The organism is Lysinibacillus sp. ZYM-1 (assembly GCF_001308875.1).
Lineage (GTDB): Bacteria > Bacillota > Bacilli > Bacillales_A > Planococcaceae > Lysinibacillus.
Map to the genome: position 1 here is coordinate 68,499 of NZ_KQ465121.1, position 18,454 is coordinate 86,952.

The following is an 18,454-nucleotide window of genomic DNA, read 5'->3' on the forward strand; positions in this document are numbered from 1 at the left end:
CCTAGACGTATCGTATGCCCCTCAGTATACGATTTAAAATTGTAAGTATATATTTTACAATTCATAACTTTCCTAGAGGCTAAAATTAGACTTTAAACATGAAATAAGGCTTGTCCTTAACTTTCTACTTTTACTCTTGGCATTGTAAGTTTTTGATTTTCTTCTAAAGACACCACAATATTGTCATTCAATAATTGATCTACAACGCCGCCATTTAAATTTAATGATGCCATTAAAGTATCGGAATCTCCTACCGCTTCTATCACAAAAGGAGCAGGATGCTGTGTACCATCAATAGTGATCACTGGACCATTACAACGGATATAGGAATTGGCCATGACACGTTGGCCATTGATTGCAATTGCTTGAGCACCTGAAATTTTCAGTTCATTCAACAATTTAAAAACATGGCTTTCATGAACGATATAATCATTCGGATTCAAAGATTTTGGATCATAGTCACCATCTTGAAGGGTTATACGTATTCCTTTTCCGTCACTCTTCAACTCACCAAGTAGAAGCCGTAAATCCTCTGCTTGTTCTACAAGCTTCTTATAGTCCTTTTCATTAGAAGCGAATGATTTCTCATACTTCCGAATTTGGTCCTGTAGATTATTTAGTTCCTCTGAAAGCTCCTTATTGCGTTCTTGTTGAGTGATCAATTCCTCGCGATAAGAATCCTCTTGCTCAAAAAGCTCTGAATTTACGGTGCCTGCTTCCCGATTATCTTTTGCCTGATTATATGAATAGCCGATGATAAACCCTGTTGTCACACATACAATAAGTAATTCAAATTGTTTTCTTGTAAAAAAACTCCCTTTGCTATTCATCTTCTTGTTGTTCATCTTCTGTCACTTCCTGGTTAACCATTTCCCCATCTGCATTAGTTTCCATGTCGATACTTATTTTGTTGTACTCCTCGTTAAAAGGACGATAGTATGAACCGACCTCTAAATCAATCACGCCTTTTTCTAAATTTGCAATTTGCGCAACAATGGAGGGATAATAATTTAACTTATCCGCAAGCGACTGAATAATAGCTCGTACCTCATAGCCATCATTCATATAAAGCTTAACCGCATTAGGATTTGTATCATTACTATTCGTGTTAACCTGAGAAATTAAAGCTAATACTTCTGGTTTTAATTGTGCTAGCTGTTCAACAAGTTTTTTAATTGTTTTTTCACCTGTAATACCGATAAAAACGGGTGCATCAATTGGGGTATCATTTCCCTTTTGCTCAAAACGTTCACCATTTTCAAGTAAAGGATAATAGGTGCCGTCCCCAGCCAAATACGCAACTTTTTTCCATTCTTTCATATCGATCGTTACGCCTCTAAGCCAGTTACGATTAACATGTGCTTCTTTTACCCATTTATCCTTTAATAAAATCTTCTCAACATCTTCTACTTTGAACCCCCACATTGATTTACCTAGCGCAAGGGTACTTTTCTCCACATAATATTCATTATCTACCAGCTTAGCACCATTGACTGTTATTTTATTGATATTACTGTATGGAGATTGAAAATAAAGGAGTACTGCTAACACAATAAAGAAAAGTAATATTAGCACGATAAATTTACGGTTTGTACGCTTTTTTCGTCGCTTTTTTAGCGTAGGTATACGATCTTCTATATCAATTACTTTCTCCAAAAAGTACTCCTCCTTTATATTTATTTCGCTAATTGATAAATAATACCTATTATTAACCACATTGTGACTAAAGATGTTCCTCCGTAGCTAATAAATGGCAATGTAACTCCAGTTACAGGTACTAAGCCTATTACTACCGCTATATTAAGAAATGCTTGCACCATCAGCATTGTGACAAGCCCTATAATCGCATAATAGGATGTTCTGTTTTTAGCCTGTACTGCAAATCTATAGCCTGCATAAATTGTCAGTACAAAGAGCGCTAAAATAACGAGACCACCAATCAAGCCGACTTCTTCCAAAATAATAGCGTAAATAAAATCATTTTGGGGCTCTGGCAAATAAAGAAACTTTTGCCGGCTTTGTCCAAAACCATGGCCAAAAATTCCAGCAGGGCCTATCGCCATTAATGATTGCACTGCTTGGAATCCACTTACCAAGGGATCAGCCCAAGGATCGAGGAATGCCTCAATTCGCTTTAGTCGATATGGTGCGGTCGCAATCAGCCCTGCTAGCCCTGCTATACCGCCCAACATAATCATGGCATATAGCTTTAATGGGTACCCTGCGACAAAAAACAATAAAAATACAGCGACGACAAGAATAAACACAGAACCAAAGTCAGGCTGCAACATGATTAAAACAACAGGTATTAGCAGGACTAAACCATGGCGCCAATTAACCACTGGCGCTCCTGTTTTATGCTGCGCTAAAATATGACTCAGGTAAACAATGACAGTTATTTTCGTAAGCTCGGCTGGCTGGATTGTCAATGGACCAATACCAATCCAGCTCTGTGAACCATTTCTCACTAGCCCAATACCAGGTATTAACACTAGAACCAGTAAAATTAACGAAAATATATAGGCCATTTTCCAAAAGGACTGCTCTCTCAAAATATTTAATCGGATTGTGATTAAAAATACGATTATGGCTACCACAAAATATACGCTTTGCTTCATATAAAACGGCATTTTTCCACTATAATGAATGGCACTCCAATAAGTCCCCGCAGAATAGACGAAAATAATGCCGATTACTGATAGCATCAAAGTTGTGACGAGCAATAAGTAGCTTTCTTTCCCTCTCAGTAATGCCATCCTTCCAAGTCAAGTATATTCTAAAATAGTTACAGGCTCATTACAGCTTCATTACAGCATCAATAAAAACATCACCGCGTATTTCGAAGCTGTCATATTGATCCCAGCTTGCACATGCTGGAGATAATAAAATAATATCTCCCTCTGCTGACATCGGTGCTGCATAGTGTACAGCGTCTTCCACATTTTGAGCGATAACTGTTTGTTGGACGCCACACGATTTTGCAAATTCAACAAAACGTAAGCCAGTTTCACCAAATGCGACAACGCCTTTGACATGATTCATACTAGGTCGAAGCTCCTCAAAAGAATGTCCTCGATCTAAACCACCTGCTAGCAAAATAACGGGCGCTTGGAATGCATCTAAAGCACTCTTTGTTGCTAAACAGTTTGTTGCTTTCGAGTCATTATAAATCTTACGACCATTCCATTCACGTACGAATTGAGTACGGTGTCTCACCCCACCAAATGTCGCTAAAACCTCTTTCATCTTCCCTTTGTCGCAGCCAACTAAAATACAAGCTGCCACTGCTGCTAGAATATTTTCTAAATTATGCTTACCAGGGAGCGCGATGTTTGCCCGATCCATATATGGTTCCCCATGCCAGTATATCGTTGTATCATCTGCACTGATCCCGTTGTCAGTACGCCCCTTTGAACTGAATGGGATTTTTTGTGCATTCGATTGTGCCGCATATCCAACTACAATTGGTTGGTCAGCATTATAAATAAAATAATCACTATCATCTTGATTACGTGTGACACCAAACTTCGCTTCAGCATAGTTATCAAATGTTCCATGATAGTCGAGATGCGCATCATAAAGGTTTGTTAAAATAGCAATTTTAGGTTTAAATGTTTTTGTCCCCATCAATTGGAACGATGACAATTCCGTTACAATAATGTCATCTTTACTGGCTTCTTTAGCGACACCACAAGCAACTGTTCCAATATTTCCAGCAATCAACGGATTTTTACTTCCATTATTCAGCATATCGAATATTAAAGTGGTTGTTGTTGTTTTACCATTCGAGCCTGTAATACCAATGAATGGTGCTTCACTTATTAAATAAGCAAGTTCAATCTCTGTCCAAACAGGAATATCACGATGTATAGCATCCGCTACAATGCGATTGCTATAAGGAATACCTGGGTTTTTGACTACTAATTCAAAGCCTTCATCCAGTAAATCTTCAGGATGGCGACCACAAATCACAGTAATTCCCTTTTGTAATAATCCCTGTGCATCTGGACTTTCATCAAATGGTTTGGAATCATTGACTGTTACAAAGGCGCCAAGCTCATGTAAAATTTCCGCAGCGGCCACACCACTTTTGGCTAGACCTAACACAAGGACTTTTTTATGTTGTAAATCTGTATAGTTTTTCATTAAAACGCCTCCGATAAGACTGCAATCAATGCTACTGCTAGGGCAGTTGACCAGAAGACAAGCACTACTTTCCACTCTGACCAACCTGATAATTCAAAATGGTGATGGATTGGACTCATCTTAAAAATACGCTTTTTACGAAGCTTAAAGCTCCCTACCTGTAAAATAACGGATAATGTTTCGATGACAAATACCAAGCCCACTAGTAAAAGTAAGAACTCTTCTTTTACTAATACCGATACCATTGCTAATGCCCCACCCAATGCTAATGAACCCGTATCACCCATAAATACTTTCGCTGGGTTCGCATTAAATAGTAAAAATCCTAATAATGCTCCTGTAACAGCAAATGCAAATAAAGCAATATCTGCTTGGCTTTGGAAAAGCGCAATAACCCCAAATGCCGCAAAAGCAATCGATGCAGTTCCTGCCACTAGTCCATCTAATCCATCTGTTAAATTCACCGCATTGGAGAAGCCTACTAACCAAAAAATTAAGAAGGCAACATAGAAGACTCCAAGATCTACAGTCAACTCCGTAAATGGAATAGCAAGTGTTGTATCAAAAGATCCAACATGCAGTAGAAAATATGCAAGGATGGCGATAACAATTTGACCAATTAATTTTTGAAGAGAGGTTAACCCTAAATTTCTTTTAAATACAACCTTTAAACCATCATCCAATAAACCTATTAAGCCAAATCCTGCTAATACTAATAAAAGTACTACGGTCTGTGTCGTTAATAAATCTAAAAAGCTTCCTACACCGACAGTTGTTAGGACGATAGAAATTAAGAAAATTATACCACCCATTGTTGGTGTACCAGCTTTTTTCATATGAGATTTCGGTCCCTCTTCACGAATACTTTGCCCAAACTTAAGGCGACGAAGAAGTGGAATACTAATTGGTGCCAGGATAACTGTTACTATAAAAGCAAGAGCTAAAATGGTAAGTGTTGTTGCGAGTTTCATTGAAAAATCTCCTTTAAATCTTGTTTCACTTTCTTCTTTAGGAAAAAAGCATAAACTTTCATTTATTTATTACTACCCTTCATAATAATAGTGGTTCTTTCCCATTTTTTAAAGGTAAAGTTATTTCAGTTCTCCAAATATAAATGAATGGTACCGTCTTGTTTGATAACACTATCCACTTCAGGTAATTGGTTACCAATTTTAGTCCCTTCACCATGCCATTCTATACGGAATGGATAAAATTGCTTGGCAATATCATCCTTTGTCAGGCCTATAAAATTCGGTACCTTCATAGTAACTGGATCACCATAACGATAATCCTTTTCAAGCTGTTCCTTCGATTTTTCAATACCTACAAAAGGTGCAACATCCTCAATAATTTGCCCAACAATAGGTGCTGCCACAACGCCACCAAACTGGGTCGTTTTTTTAGGGTTATCGACTGCTACATAGACGACAATTTGCGGATTGTCTGCTGGAGCAAAGCCTATAAATGACACGATATATTCCCCGCTCTTATAACGGCCGTTTTCTACCTTTTGCGCTGTTCCTGTTTTACCACCAATTCGTAAGCCATCTCGAAAGGCTTGTCGACCTGAACCATTCGCCACTACTGACTCCAATGCCCCACGAACCTTTGCAGAAGTCTCCTCACGAATCACCTGGTTTTTAGCAACTGGTTCAGTTTCCTGTATAACTTCCCCTGTATTCGGATTAAATACCTTTTTCACAACATAAGGCGTATAAAGCTTGCCTCCATTTATTGCTGCAGCTACCGCTTGAACTTGTTGAATAGGTGTTACAGCTACCCCTTGCCCAAATGAGGTTGTGGCCTGTTCAACCGGTCCAAAGGCTTCCTTAGAAAATAAAATCCCTGATGCTTCACCAGCAATATTGGAACCTGTCTTCTGACCAAAACCAAAATCTTTAATATATTGCAGTAGTCGCTCATTGCCTAAACGCTGCCCTAATTCTATAAAGCCTGGGTTACAAGAATTTTCCACGACCTCTAAAAAAGTTTCATGGCCATGCCCTTCACGTTTCCAGCAACGAAGTTTTGCCCCAGCTACCATCGTATACCCTGGATCATAAAAAGTTTCATGTTCTAAATCCACTAAATTTTCTTCCAATGCAGCACTGAGTGTAATAATTTTAAAAGTAGAACCTGGCTCATATGTCATCCATACAGGTAAATTCCGATTGTAGATCGCCGGCTCTACTAATTGATATTCAGATGGATGAAAAGTTGGATAGGAGGCTAATGCTAAAATTTCACCATTATTCGGATTCATAGCAATAGCCAATGCTTGGTCAGCTTCATAGCGCTCCATGGCTTGTGACAATTCACGCTCAACCACCTGTTGGACATCGACATCGATAGTTAGTTCAATGGTTGCACCATCTTCGCCCGCTTTCCAAGCACTCGCGACATTTGGTAAACTATTGCCCTTAGCATCTGTAAAAAGGCGAATGGCAGAAGAATTAGCTTGTAAAAGTTTATCATATTCATATTCAATGCCAGCTAAGCCTTGTGCATCATACCCAGTAAAACCTAAAAATCGAGATAATAGTGTTCCATAAGGGTAGTCCCTAGAATAGTCAACACCACTATATAGGCCTTCAATTTGCAAACCTTGTAATTCCACCGCTTTTTCATAAGGGATATTTTTCCCTTCTGGCGCTAGCTTTACTAGATAGGCTCTTTTCTTCATTTTCTCTAATAGTTTCTCTTTATCTACTTCCAGAACTTGCGCAATTTTTTCGGCAGCACCTTCAATATCTTTACTTTGGGAAGGCATAAAATATAAAGTAGGTGCTAGCTTATTGGTTACAATGCTTTCACCATCTCGATCGGTAATATGCCCCCGCTCATTAGCAAACGGAATTTCTCGGTCCCAATTCTCTTCTGCCTTCGTTGTCAGTTCTTTTTGATCCAATACTTGCAAAAAGAAAAGCCTAATAACAATTGCCACTGCTACACACATAAACAACACGTATAAAATACGTAAACGCTTTTTAGAATGGATAGAAATCCACTTCATTCGACATCACACCTTGTTTTTTACAACGTATGAAATAAAGTGGACTTCTATTCAGTATTATTCATCCTCTAATTGTTCAATTTCACCCTCAGAGGCAGCTTCAACGTCTTGTACAAAGCTTTCAGCAGGTGTTTTGAGCTTAACAACAATCGGTGAATTATCAGTTATAACGGTTCCTGGAGATACACTCTGACTCGCTACAAAGCCTTCACCGAAAATCTCCATCTCTACCCCTGTCATAGACTTGAAAACAAGTAAATTTCTTAATGACCAATTCGTAAAGTCTGGCAAAGTTATATCGCCATCCGTCTTCAAAAATACATAGCTACCTTTTACTAGTTGTTTTGTATCTTTAGGATATTGATCTGTAATTTTACCACCACTACCGATTACTACAGGCTCTAATCCATCATTCCCTAGTTCTACCTCAAGCGCCTCAGCATTTTGACCTGTATAATCCTGGATATTGACTTTATCCACATGCTGCACATCACCAGGATTAATATTAAGATGCTTTAAGCTATTTAACATAACCGGATTAAATACTTTTGATACTGGTACTGATCCAAGCTCATTATTTAACTTAGGTTTTTTCACTGAGACATACATGATGAGCTGAGGATCATCGACGGGAGCCATTCCTAAAAATGAATATAGGAATTGGTTAGCACCCCAAGCATAAGTACCATCTGCTCTCGGAATTTGCGCTGTACCTGTCTTCCCGGCAACCTCATAATCCTCCAGTATAAAATCCTTCGCAGTACCATATTCTGATGTTAAAGTAGAGGCAAGTATTTCTCGGACTTGTTTCGCCGTATCTGCTTTTATCGGCTGTCCCTTTTCAACAGGTTCGTGATTTTGAATAACTTTTCCTGTTGATGAATCAACAATACGGTCAATAACATAGGGTTGCATCATCTTGCCATCATTTGCAATAGCAGTCATCGCTTGAATAAGCTGAATAGGTGTTACTGTTGACCCTTGCCCATATGTTGTCGTTACTCGTTGAATTGGATATCTAGATAATATTGTACCTGTCGCTTCATTTGGTAAATCAATACCTGTTTTGTGCCCAAAACCAAAGCGGTCTAAATATTCAACAAAGACATCATCGCCAATTAATTTTAATAAATTTGCCATTGCTGTATTCGAAGATCGTTGGAATCCCTGTAAATAGTCGATAGTACCCCATCCAACTTGATTATGGTCTCGAATTGTGCGGTCATGTACTGTATAGGAACCTGAATGGAATGGAGCATTTGGATCCCACGTATTTGTATCAATAGCCGAAGCTAGCGTGAATGTTTTCATCGTTGAACCAGGCTCAATTGTCTCCTCGATCACCTCGTTCAGCCATTTCATGTTTTGGCTATCGCGTGTTTCAGGGTTAAAAGTAGGGCGTTGAGACATCGCTAATATTTTCCCTGTTTTCGGGTCTGCTACGACCGCAGTCATGGATTCTGGATTGTATTCCTTTTCAACCTTCGACATCGCTTCTTCTAAAAAGCTTTGGATGGTTTTATCGATCGTTAAATAAATATCATTCCCATCTTTAGCTGGTGTTACCATTTTTTTGCTATGCGGTAATAAATAACTGAAAGCATCTGTCTCATATTTCATTTTACCGTTAACGCCTGTCAGTTCTTTATCATACGTATATTCTAGGCCCATTTCGCCTTTTGTTGTGACGGTTCCATCTTTATTATCCTTTTTCAGCGCATAGCCGATTAAATGTGAGGCAAAGATACCATTTGGATAATAGCGTTTTAAGTCACTAACAAATAAGATTCCTGGTAATTCTTCTTCCTTTATTTTACTCATGACCTCATGACTAATACCGCGTCCTGAACTCCCAAACTCCACTTGATATAAAGGTTCTCCATCGCTCCTATAGCGATTGTTTAGTTTTTTAAGAATTTCATCTTCTTTTCCTTGCATTGCTGGTATATACTTGGCTAAAACTTGTGCCGTTTTTTCAGCATCTACAACATGTCTTGGTTTCTTTGGATCTGTTGTAGCTGCTTCGCTTACGACAGCAACCAAGCGATAGCTTAACGTATCCTCTGCAATGACTTGGCCAGTTTGGTCATAAATCTTCCCACGGTTTGCTGTAATAACACTTTCCTTACCATACTTAGCCGCTGCTCTTGCTGCAAGCTCCTGTCCTTCAACTTGTCCTGTCGCCTGAATGGTCACCATTCTTGTAAATAATAGAAAAAAGAGCCCTCCATAAAAAATTAATAATAGAAAGGCTCCCCATTGGAATCGAAATCTCTTTTTTTTCATTCTCCCGGCACTACCTTTACATTTTTCTCATTTTGAGTTAAACCGAGTTCTTCTGCTTTTTTCCATATGTTATCGTATGTAGAAAGTTCACTTACACGAACCGTTAAGTCAACATTCTGTTTTGCAATCTCATCTGCTTCTGATTCGATTTTTTGAATGTCCATGCTAGTAGTTTGAATAGCTGCTTGTTTATTTAATACTACGACTCCTAATACAGCAATAATACTAATTAAAACGATTAGCATTGTTTTCTCAAACTTCTGGTTCGTTTTTTTACGACGTATGATAGTGGGTTGTGGACTAGGTGGTGTTATCGGTTGTTGCACTTGTTGATGTTGGTGCTGTTGCCTTACACGAACTGCTGCCATTTACTCACGCCCTTTGTCGTTAATTTTCTCCACCACTCTAAGCTTTGCAGAACGCGCACGATTATTTACCTCTAATTCCTCATCAGAAGGAAGAATTGGCTTTCGTGAAATAAGCTTTAAAGTTGGCTTCATGTCATCAGGAATTACAGGTAAATTTGGTGGTAATTCCGGTAATGATGACGCTTCCTTAAAGATGGTCTTGCATAGGCGGTCCTCCAATGAATGGAACGTAATGACACTAATGCGTCCACCTACGTTAATCATATCAATCGCATCGACTAATGAATCCTCTGCTGCGCCTAACTCGTCATTGACAGCAATTCGTATTGCTTGGAAAATGCGCTTTGCTGGATGTCCACCTTTTCGGCGTGCCGCTGCTGGAATACCCTCTTTAATAAGTTCTACAAGTTGGCCAGTTGTTTCAATTGGTGCTAATTTACGGGCCTCTTCAATTTTACGGGCAACTTGCTTTGAAAACTTTTCTTCCCCATATCGGAAAAAAATACGAACTAAATCTTCATATGCCCATTGATTGACAACTTCAAAAGCTGAAAGTGTAGCTGTTTGATCCATCCGCATATCCAGTGGTGCATCATGGTGATAGCTAAAGCCACGCTCTGGTGTATCTAACTGAGGTGAAGATACGCCTAAGTCATATAAAATACCATCAACTTGCTCGAAACCATGACCTAATAGTTCTTCTTTTAAATAACGGAAATTCGAATGGATAAACGTGACGCGCTCAATATAAGGCGCTAATCGAATTTTCGCATTTTCAATAGCCGTCATATCTTGATCGAAACAAATTAAACGGCCATTATCTGATAATTGTTGGACTAAATATTCACTATGACCTGCACCACCTAAGGTACAGTCTACATATACACCATCAGGATCGATGTTCAACCCATCAACAGTTTCTTTTAATAACACGGTTGTATGATCGAACATACCACTCGCTCCCTTCAGGCCTTAACCTCATGTCAATTTTGCATCGACATACCTATCAAAAGTTAAAAATCAAAGCCAATCATATTTTCTGCAATTTCATTAAAAGATTGTTCAGACTCGCTGAAGTAAGCTTCCCATGCATCTTTTGCCCAAATCTCAATTCGATTCGAAACCCCTAGCACTACACATTCCTTTACAAGATGTGCATGTTGCATAAGAGTAGATGGGATATTGATTCGCCCCTGCTTGTCTATTTCTACCTCTGTTGCTCCAGAAAAGAAAAACCTTGCAAATGCTCGTGTATCCTTTTTGGTCATCGGTAAATCTTTTAACTTTTCTTCGAGTTTTCGCCATTCATTCATAGGATAGCCAAATAGACAGTTATCGAGACCTCTTGTGACAACAAACGTTTCGCCTAAAGCTTCACGAAATTTTGCCGGTACGATTAATCGCCCTTTCGCATCAACGGAGTGTTGATATTCTCCCATGAACATACTACTCACCCCACTTTATTAAATAATGTACCACATCCCCCCACTTTCCTCCACTTTTTTTAAAAAAAACTTGACATTTAATCTTCCAATGTGCAATTAGACCTTGATGGGAATTTTTGATATATGCTAAATGACATAAAGAAAGAGCTATCCTTAGTAGGATAGCTCTTTATATACTATTTTTATCGACATTATTCACCAAATTCATATTGTATTAAATATTAATTTGGGTACAAAGTACCTATCATAAAGGTTTATAAATAAAGTAAATAGTGGTGTTTACCGATACTATAGTTTTGCTTTAACATTTCTGCAATCAACATAGGTCCAAACTCATTGAAATATTGATATGGGTTATAAGTTCTCTCTTGGAAACCATCATTTGGATACAACTCATTTTGCAGTGTCGTAAATTTGCGTATAGTAGTTTCATGCTTGTTGAGTACAGTTTGTTCAATTTTTTGCTGTAGGTAGTCAAATTGTTTTGAATGATTTTCTTGATTTTTCACAAGAATTTTATCTAAAGATAAATGCTGTTCCTCTAAGTATGATGCAAGCTCCCCATACTTTTCCGCTAATAACCGCTGCATAGCCTCGATTTGACGTTTAGCTTCACTATCTTGCACACCATGGATAAATTGCTCTTTCATCTCTAAGGCTTTGCCATCCCAAACATCAGTTACTGTAAGTTGATGTTCACGTAATAATTGCTCGACATGCCGCGTAACAATCGTGATATGAAGACGAGGGGCAAAAATCGGCATTTGTAGATCTAGTACAGAAAACGCATTCTTTAGCGTTGCCCAATAAGCTAATTCCCCTGGACCACCGACAAATGCTAGTACAGGGAATGTCATTTCCTGCATTAATGGACGAGACACTACGTTATTACTCAAACGCTCTGGATGTTTGTCGGCAATCTCTATTAACTCTTCTTGTGAAAACTTAAGATTTGCAGCTAAGTTAACAAATAGGTTATTTTTTCTTTCTAAAAGATGACGTTCTCCATCCTCTACATAGAATAAATTAGCCGCTTCCTTTGTCGCCAAAATAGGCGTACCGTAGCCAGCTTGCTCTAGCTGCTCTTCCTTCTCTGTTACCACTCTAGCAATTTCTTCATTGTGCTGAATGATATGCACAAAATTGCTACTCTCATATTGACGGAAATTATAGTCCGCCGCATCAATTAACAGTAACCCTTCATCTTTGAATAATTGATTCATTAGTCGCGCAAAGAAATCAGTAAATGTCTCACTCTCGTTCAGTACATCCACTAATTGTTTAATAAGCGCCTCTGTAAACTCTGTTTCCCCAATATCTCTAACAATGGTATTGATAAATTGTGTCATCGACTCTTTATTTAGTATTGTTGCCGAAGCCATTGTTTTACGTCTAGAGCGTTCACTGTATGCACGTTTTTTTAGTAACTCGCCATGCACTGTATAGGTATGATTTATTTCTTCTAAATCATGATCTTCTCCAGCTATCCAAAAAACAGGAATCACAGACTTTTGAAGCTTTGCACCTTGCTCCTTTGCTAATGCTATTACTGAAATAGCTTTATGAATGGAATAAAGAGGGCCAGTTAAGATACCAGCTTGTTGTCCACCGACTATGACCATAGCTCCTTGTTCTAATTGTTGTAAATGCTCATTCGCTTTTTGTGATAGCCCTAGCGGCTCCATAAATTGACGGATGATGGCTGTCAGTTCTTTTTGATCTCTGGCATGTTGTGCTAAATGCTTCGCTCTTTTCTCAAAAGCCTGATCATTATAATCGTATTCAAAAAACTGATGAATGGCAGTATTTGGTGACCAGTAATCGGCTAGCACATGATTTTTTATAGGTCCTTGGATAGACTCCAGTTTCATTTAACATAAACTCCTCTACTTACTAAATCATTATCTTACTTATAACAAGAAATCGATTCCCCTCATATTATGCACATGATGCTATAAATGTTTTGCCCATAACACTGTTCTCCATCACTACATAGCAACAGTGCAATATTACTGAACTATACTTCTAGCATTAGGATTCGTGAAACTTAATCAATTTCCTATCCATAAAGAATGATTTTTTATAACTATTTTATAATGCTATTATTTTAACGCTTATAGCTTCAACATGAAAAGAAAATGCTTAGACAACCTGTAAATATTCTACAATGGACTGAATGACACCTACTATACAGATTACAATATACGCTGCACTCAGTATTAAAAATAAAAAACGCCAAATTTTCTTTAATAATGGCTTCACTTCTATTTCTTTTTTTGTCCGCCAATCAATATATGTAAAAACCATGGCCATCATTATTGCAAGGATTACTAAAAGTGCCCCTACATTTACACGCCACAATACTCCTATACCTAAGGGTACCGAAAAGAACAAACATAATGTTGTCACATCAGAGGCTGCACCAAACGCGTGTGTGCCACGTATTTTAACTTTTCGTCCGATTATATAGACTATGACAAAAAGAACAATCGGACAAAAAATAACGATACTAATAATGATATGTAAAAGGTCTTTCAACTTTGTTCACCGCTCTCCTCTATCGCAAGTACTTGATGATATAAAGTACGCAAAGTAGGCAAATTATGACCATTTGTCCAAGCTTTATTCAGAATGGCACCAACTATTGTTTCAATCTCACTTTTTCTCCCCTGCATACGATCTGCAAGCATAGAAGATGTATTTCCGGCTGTTTTCCTACATAAGTCTACCACATCTTCAAAAAATATAGTGCGTTCAATACCTTCAAACGCAACCGTTAACTCCTGATATATATTTTTCATAAGTAAGTACGCTTGTGTATTAGTCACTAGCTCCCCGTTTTTTACTTGCAAGACACAAGTTAATGGATTAATTAAGCTATTGAATATTGCTTTCTCAAACAGCATTTGCTCCGCATTATCGACAGTTTCAATAGGGAACAAAGGGTTTTGTAATTGCAACAGTTGTAGAAAAGCATGTTGATCTCCTCGTTCGATAGCAACTTTACACGGCCCAATCCCTCTATGTTGAACCGTAGTTCGATCTAGCAATTGCGCTCCAAAGGACACCGAGCAAAATGCGATATTTTTTTGGGGTAAATTTAGTGCCTCCTCAAAATGAGCTAAGCCATTTTGCATAAAGAGCAAAGGTATTTCATTTGATAGTGATGCTAATTGTTTGTAGAGCTTTTGTAAATGGACATATTTAACGGCAATCACAATTAAATCTTGAGGTGGGAGTGCAGTTAAATTTGTAGTAGAAACAATTTTTTGTACAGTTTTAGTTCCGTCAACATTCAGTCGCGTTAACTTATTGGTAGTTAGTTCATCTACCTGCTCCCGTTTTCTTGCAACCAACGACACTGACATTCCCGACTCTACTAAAAAACTCGCTGTTAATTGACCAACCGCTCCAGCACCAATAACTGCTACCTTCATCATTCTACATCCTTTCCTCACTACTTTATGAAGCTATAAGAATAAGGTGCCTCAGAATAAATTCTAAGGCACCTCTAAGTAGGTTCTTCTATTATACAAGATTGACTGATTATTGACGATATACAGAAAGGGTTTTATCTCTAGGAAAGAAAAATAATGTATGCCCTTCAAAAGTTACTGTAAGTTTAATCTTTCATCAACGAATAACCTTGTTGTAACCACTTCACTAATTTTTCATGTTCATTTTGCAACTCTCGATGTTTCATTTCTAGGGTTTGATAGGCATCTGTTAATTCGTCAAAACTTGTCAATGCCAACTTCAAATGACTTCTCATAGATTGTTGTGGTTGATTTCGTACAGCTAATAATGACTGGCTATATTGACCGCGCAATGTTTTATTCCAACGGAAGCCACATGCCTGTTTTGTACGGCCTAATTCCACAGCCGCCATCTCAAAAGCCTCCAATTGTGTTTTGCCATTTTGCACATTATGCAAGACAATTTCTGCTAGTCTTTCATCGTCTTCCTTTGTCCATTGATCTTTTCTTTTTTTCAATTCCATAATCTATCACCCTCGCATTTTTTACTACTATATGCAGTAGCGAGCAAAATAGAATCTTTGCACAAAAAAAGACAGTGATTAAGTTTTACTTTCATCACTGTCTTTATACATCACTTATTATTCTTCTTCGTCAAGAAATTATTAACAGCCTGGTGATGTGCTTCACTTTCCCACAATTTTGCACAGGTGCGAACTTCCTCCATCACACGCTCATACATATTTCGTTCACGCCATTTACGAAGTTCGATTTCCTTGTAAGCTTTATGAACAGAAGGATGAATTTTTTGCATATGTTCAATAAAATCATTTAACGCCTCTTCTTTTGAGCCTTCAAAAACTCGCATTGCCCACCCTATTTCATAGAGCAAGTGTGCAGGATACGGTTTTGCATCCACAAGCATTTTTAACACACGGTCATGACGTAAACCTCGTTCAAAAAGGTATGTACCGCCACCCCAACCACTCGTGATGGCTAAGGTCCCTTGAATAAAACCACACTTTGCATGGTTTGCCACTAGACGGAAATCACAAGCTGTAGCAATCTCACAGCCTCCACCAACTGCAGTTCCATTTATCAGCGCTATAGTTGGTACTGGAAGTGTCGCAAGGTCGTATAATATTTTCCCCATCTTACTTAACATACCAAATGCCTCATCCTCTGTCTCAAGCGAATGAAACTCAGATAAATCTCCTCCAGAGCAAAATGATTTGTCTCCAGCACCAGTCACTACTAAAAATCGCACATCCTCATGTTTACGAATATACGTAATGACCTCTTGCAGACCATTCATAACCTCATCATTGACAGCATTACGCTTCTCTTCTCGATTAATCGTAAAAGTCATAACACCATCATGATTATCAATCGTATATCCCACATCGTCCCCCCTTTTTTGTCTCAATGAATAAATTGTAGCATACAATTATTTCACTATTGTATTAAACTTCATAAATCAACGAAATATTCTGTTTTTAATCCATCAAAAAAAAGGCTAGTAAAGAGCCATGGTCTCTCTACTAGCCTTTTAAGTGAGCAAACACTGTATTATTTGCTTACTACTTCTTTACCTTTGTATTGTCCGCAAGCTTTACAAACACGGTGTGATAATTTAGCTTCACCACAGTTAGGGCAAGCTACCATACCAGGTACAGATAATTTGAAATGCGTACGACGCTTTCTTTTTGCAGTTTTAGAAGTTCTTCTAAATGGTACAGCCATTGATGGCACCTCCTTACAGATCGTCTATTCGTCTGTTTGATCAAAATACTTAGCTAAAGTAGCTAGTCTTGGATCCACTTTTTGTTCGTCAGCCTTTTTGTGTAGCTCTACGTCTTCATCTGTTGCATAAGACCAGCTTTTACCACCATGCACTTGTCCTTCAGAATTTTCTTTAAACACTTGCATAGGTACCTCAAGTAACACTAGTTCCTCAAGAACTGGTTTCATGTCGATGACTTCACCGTCAATATAGTGAATGTCTCCGTCATCATCTCCTCTTTGATCTTCGTCAATCCAGCTAAAAATTTCAACTGTCTCAACGTTGATAGGAAACTCAACATCCTCCCACGTGCGAGCACATGGTAGTGTTAACGTCGCTGTCACAGTTAACTGACATGTCATTTGCGATGCACCAAAAGTACATAGCCCTTTTACATGAACGGGCGAAATTGCTCGAATATCCTGGTTTCGCTCCATCACTTCGTCCACTTGGACAAAGGCATCGATTGGCATCCCGTTTTGGCGGTATTTAGATAATTGATGAATTGACCATTTCATTCGTTTAATCACCTCGAGACAACACTGTTGATTATATAATGTGTAAAAATAGATGTCAAGATAATTTCTTGTCACCACTTTAAAACCCACCTATAATTATATACTATGAGAAGTGTATTTGCTCCTAGTAGCTTAAAATAAAAATATAAATTATAGGGGGGAAAACATGAAAGCAGTTGGAATTGTTGTTGAATATAATCCTTTTCACAACGGACATGCTTATCATTTAACACAGGCTAAAAAAGTAGCGAAAGCGGATATCGTTATCGCTGTCATGAGTGGAACATTTTTACAACGTGGTGAACCTGCTATGGTTGATAAATGGACACGCACAAAAATGGCACTTGCTGGTGGTGTAGACATTGTCATAGAGCTACCTTATGTCTATAGTACAGCTCCTGCCACTGATTTCGCAAAAGGGGCGATTTCATTATTAACTGCGATTGGCTGTGACTCATTTGCTTTTGGTAGTGAGGATGGTTCTATTCAACCCTTCTTGAACACTTTTGAGTTGATCGACAAACACCGTACAGAATATGACACACTCATTAAAGAAAGCCTCAAAACAGGGGCAAGCTATCCAAAGAGCCTTCATTATGCCTATGAACAGCTTTCTCAGAAATTCCCTGCTCCATACATTGATCTTGCACAACCCAATAATATTCTTGGCTTTCATTATCTTGAGGCAGCGAAAACACTGGACAGTAAAATCCAGCCATTAACAATTCCCCGCATCGCAGCAGGTTACCATGATGCACTAAAAGAAGATGCTTCAATCGCAAGTGCCACAGGAATCCGCAAAGCATTGGCATCTACAAGTTCTTTACAGAGTGTGCAAAATGTTGTCCCAGATACATCCTTTGACTATTTGGCAGACTGGCATCATAATTATAAAAAATTTGCAAGCTGGGAATCATTTTGGCCACTATTACAGTTCACCATTATTAGACACACGCCTTCTGAACTCACTCGTTATGCAGAAGTAACTGAGGGAATTGAGAATGCTATTATGAAAGCCGCCAAAAGCAGCTCATCATATAATAGCTTTATGGAAAAAATAAAATCTAAACGTTATACATGGACCCGCCTTCAACGTATGATCACACATATTTACACAGGATTTTCTAAAGAGCAACTACAAAGCTTTGAAGCACCATCATTTATCCGTTTGCTTGGCATGAGCACAATGGGCCAGGCTTATTTAGGAAAGCGCAAAAAAGATATCGAATTACCTTTAATAAGCCGAGTTGCAGCTACAAATGATGCTATGTTAGCCATCGATATTCACGCTGCAGATCTATACAATTTAAGTATAGAACAAGGAGTAACAGCGCCAAGTCTCCCTAAAGATTATCAAACACCACCAATCCGTTATTAAAGTCATAAAAAAGGATGCTAGAAGGGTCTAGCATCCTTTTT

General features: G+C 38.3%; 18 protein-coding genes. 1 reads left to right on the plus strand and 17 read right to left on the minus strand.

What is annotated here, in order from left to right; translation table 11 throughout:
- Positions 1–116: 116 nt before the first annotated feature.
- The 17 genes from AO843_RS13850 to AO843_RS13930 form a co-directional block, all read right to left on the minus strand.
- A complete protein-coding gene (locus tag AO843_RS13850; RefSeq protein ID WP_054611684.1) occupies positions 117–845 on the minus strand; it encodes a DUF881 domain-containing protein in 729 nt (242 codons plus the stop codon).
- Positions 823–1,656 carry a cell division protein FtsQ/DivIB gene (locus tag AO843_RS13855; RefSeq protein ID WP_054611685.1) on the minus strand — a complete coding sequence of 278 codons (834 nt, stop codon included), beginning with the start codon at positions 1,654–1,656 and terminating at the stop codon, positions 823–825. The genes AO843_RS13850 and AO843_RS13855 overlap by 23 nt, the downstream gene beginning before the upstream one ends.
- A gap of 20 nt (positions 1,657–1,676) precedes the next feature.
- On the minus strand, positions 1,677–2,756 hold the full coding sequence (ftsW, locus tag AO843_RS13860) for a putative lipid II flippase FtsW (protein WP_054611686.1): 1,080 nt from the start codon (positions 2,754–2,756) through the stop codon (positions 1,677–1,679).
- A gap of 40 nt (positions 2,757–2,796) precedes the next feature.
- Positions 2,797–4,146, minus strand: coding sequence for a UDP-N-acetylmuramoyl-L-alanine--D-glutamate ligase (gene murD, locus AO843_RS13865; RefSeq protein WP_054611687.1), 1,350 nt, complete (start codon positions 4,144–4,146; stop codon positions 2,797–2,799).
- Positions 4,146–5,117 carry a phospho-N-acetylmuramoyl-pentapeptide-transferase gene (mraY, locus tag AO843_RS13870; protein WP_054611688.1) on the minus strand — a complete coding sequence of 324 codons (972 nt, stop codon included), beginning with the start codon at positions 5,115–5,117 and terminating at the stop codon, positions 4,146–4,148. The genes murD and mraY overlap by 1 nt, the downstream gene beginning before the upstream one ends.
- A gap of 125 nt (positions 5,118–5,242) precedes the next feature.
- Positions 5,243–7,159 (minus strand): stage V sporulation protein D, encoded by a 1,917-nt coding sequence (locus tag AO843_RS13875; protein WP_054611689.1) that lies wholly within the window; start codon positions 7,157–7,159, stop codon positions 5,243–5,245.
- 57 nt (positions 7,160–7,216) lie between these two features.
- Positions 7,217–9,445 carry a penicillin-binding protein gene (locus AO843_RS13880; RefSeq protein ID WP_054611690.1) on the minus strand — a complete coding sequence of 743 codons (2,229 nt, stop codon included), beginning with the start codon at positions 9,443–9,445 and terminating at the stop codon, positions 7,217–7,219.
- Complete coding sequence (locus tag AO843_RS13885) at positions 9,442–9,813, minus strand: cell division protein FtsL (RefSeq protein WP_054611691.1); 372 nt, start codon at positions 9,811–9,813, stop codon at positions 9,442–9,444. The genes AO843_RS13880 and AO843_RS13885 overlap by 4 nt, the downstream gene beginning before the upstream one ends.
- Positions 9,814–10,764, minus strand: a complete 951-nt coding sequence (rsmH, locus tag AO843_RS13890; RefSeq protein WP_054611692.1) for a 16S rRNA (cytosine(1402)-N(4))-methyltransferase RsmH — start codon at positions 10,762–10,764, stop codon at positions 9,814–9,816. It lies immediately after the preceding gene.
- A gap of 62 nt (positions 10,765–10,826) precedes the next feature.
- Positions 10,827–11,258, minus strand: a complete 432-nt coding sequence (mraZ, locus tag AO843_RS13895; protein ID WP_054611693.1) for a division/cell wall cluster transcriptional repressor MraZ — start codon at positions 11,256–11,258, stop codon at positions 10,827–10,829.
- A 254-nt stretch (positions 11,259–11,512) separates the two neighbouring features.
- On the minus strand, positions 11,513–13,129 hold the full coding sequence (gene bshC / locus AO843_RS13900) for a bacillithiol biosynthesis cysteine-adding enzyme BshC (RefSeq protein WP_054611694.1): 1,617 nt from the start codon (positions 13,127–13,129) through the stop codon (positions 11,513–11,515).
- 271 nt (positions 13,130–13,400) lie between these two features.
- Positions 13,401–13,796, minus strand: a complete 396-nt coding sequence (locus tag AO843_RS13905; protein ID WP_054611695.1) for a DUF3397 domain-containing protein — start codon at positions 13,794–13,796, stop codon at positions 13,401–13,403.
- Positions 13,793–14,695 carry a ketopantoate reductase family protein gene (locus AO843_RS13910; protein ID WP_054611696.1) on the minus strand — a complete coding sequence of 301 codons (903 nt, stop codon included), beginning with the start codon at positions 14,693–14,695 and terminating at the stop codon, positions 13,793–13,795. Before AO843_RS13910 ends, AO843_RS13905 begins: the two co-directional genes overlap by 4 nt.
- 185 nt (positions 14,696–14,880) lie before the next feature.
- Positions 14,881–15,258, minus strand: a complete 378-nt coding sequence (locus tag AO843_RS13915; protein WP_012293147.1) for a transcriptional regulator — start codon at positions 15,256–15,258, stop codon at positions 14,881–14,883.
- A 110-nt stretch (positions 15,259–15,368) separates the two neighbouring features.
- On the minus strand, positions 15,369–16,136 hold the full coding sequence (locus tag AO843_RS13920; protein WP_054611697.1) for an enoyl-CoA hydratase/isomerase family protein: 768 nt from the start codon (positions 16,134–16,136) through the stop codon (positions 15,369–15,371).
- A gap of 167 nt (positions 16,137–16,303) precedes the next feature.
- Positions 16,304–16,477, minus strand: a complete 174-nt coding sequence (rpmF, locus tag AO843_RS13925) for a 50S ribosomal protein L32 (protein WP_010858320.1) — start codon at positions 16,475–16,477, stop codon at positions 16,304–16,306.
- A 24-nt stretch (positions 16,478–16,501) separates the two neighbouring features.
- On the minus strand, positions 16,502–17,035 hold the full coding sequence (locus tag AO843_RS13930; RefSeq protein WP_054611698.1) for a YceD family protein: 534 nt from the start codon (positions 17,033–17,035) through the stop codon (positions 16,502–16,504).
- Between the two features lie 166 nt (positions 17,036–17,201).
- Between AO843_RS13930 and AO843_RS13935 the strand changes: the two genes are divergently transcribed.
- Entirely contained in the window at positions 17,202–18,413 is a 1,212-nt protein-coding gene (locus AO843_RS13935; protein WP_054611699.1) for a nucleotidyltransferase, read from the plus strand.
- Positions 18,414–18,454: the final 41 nt, after the last annotated feature.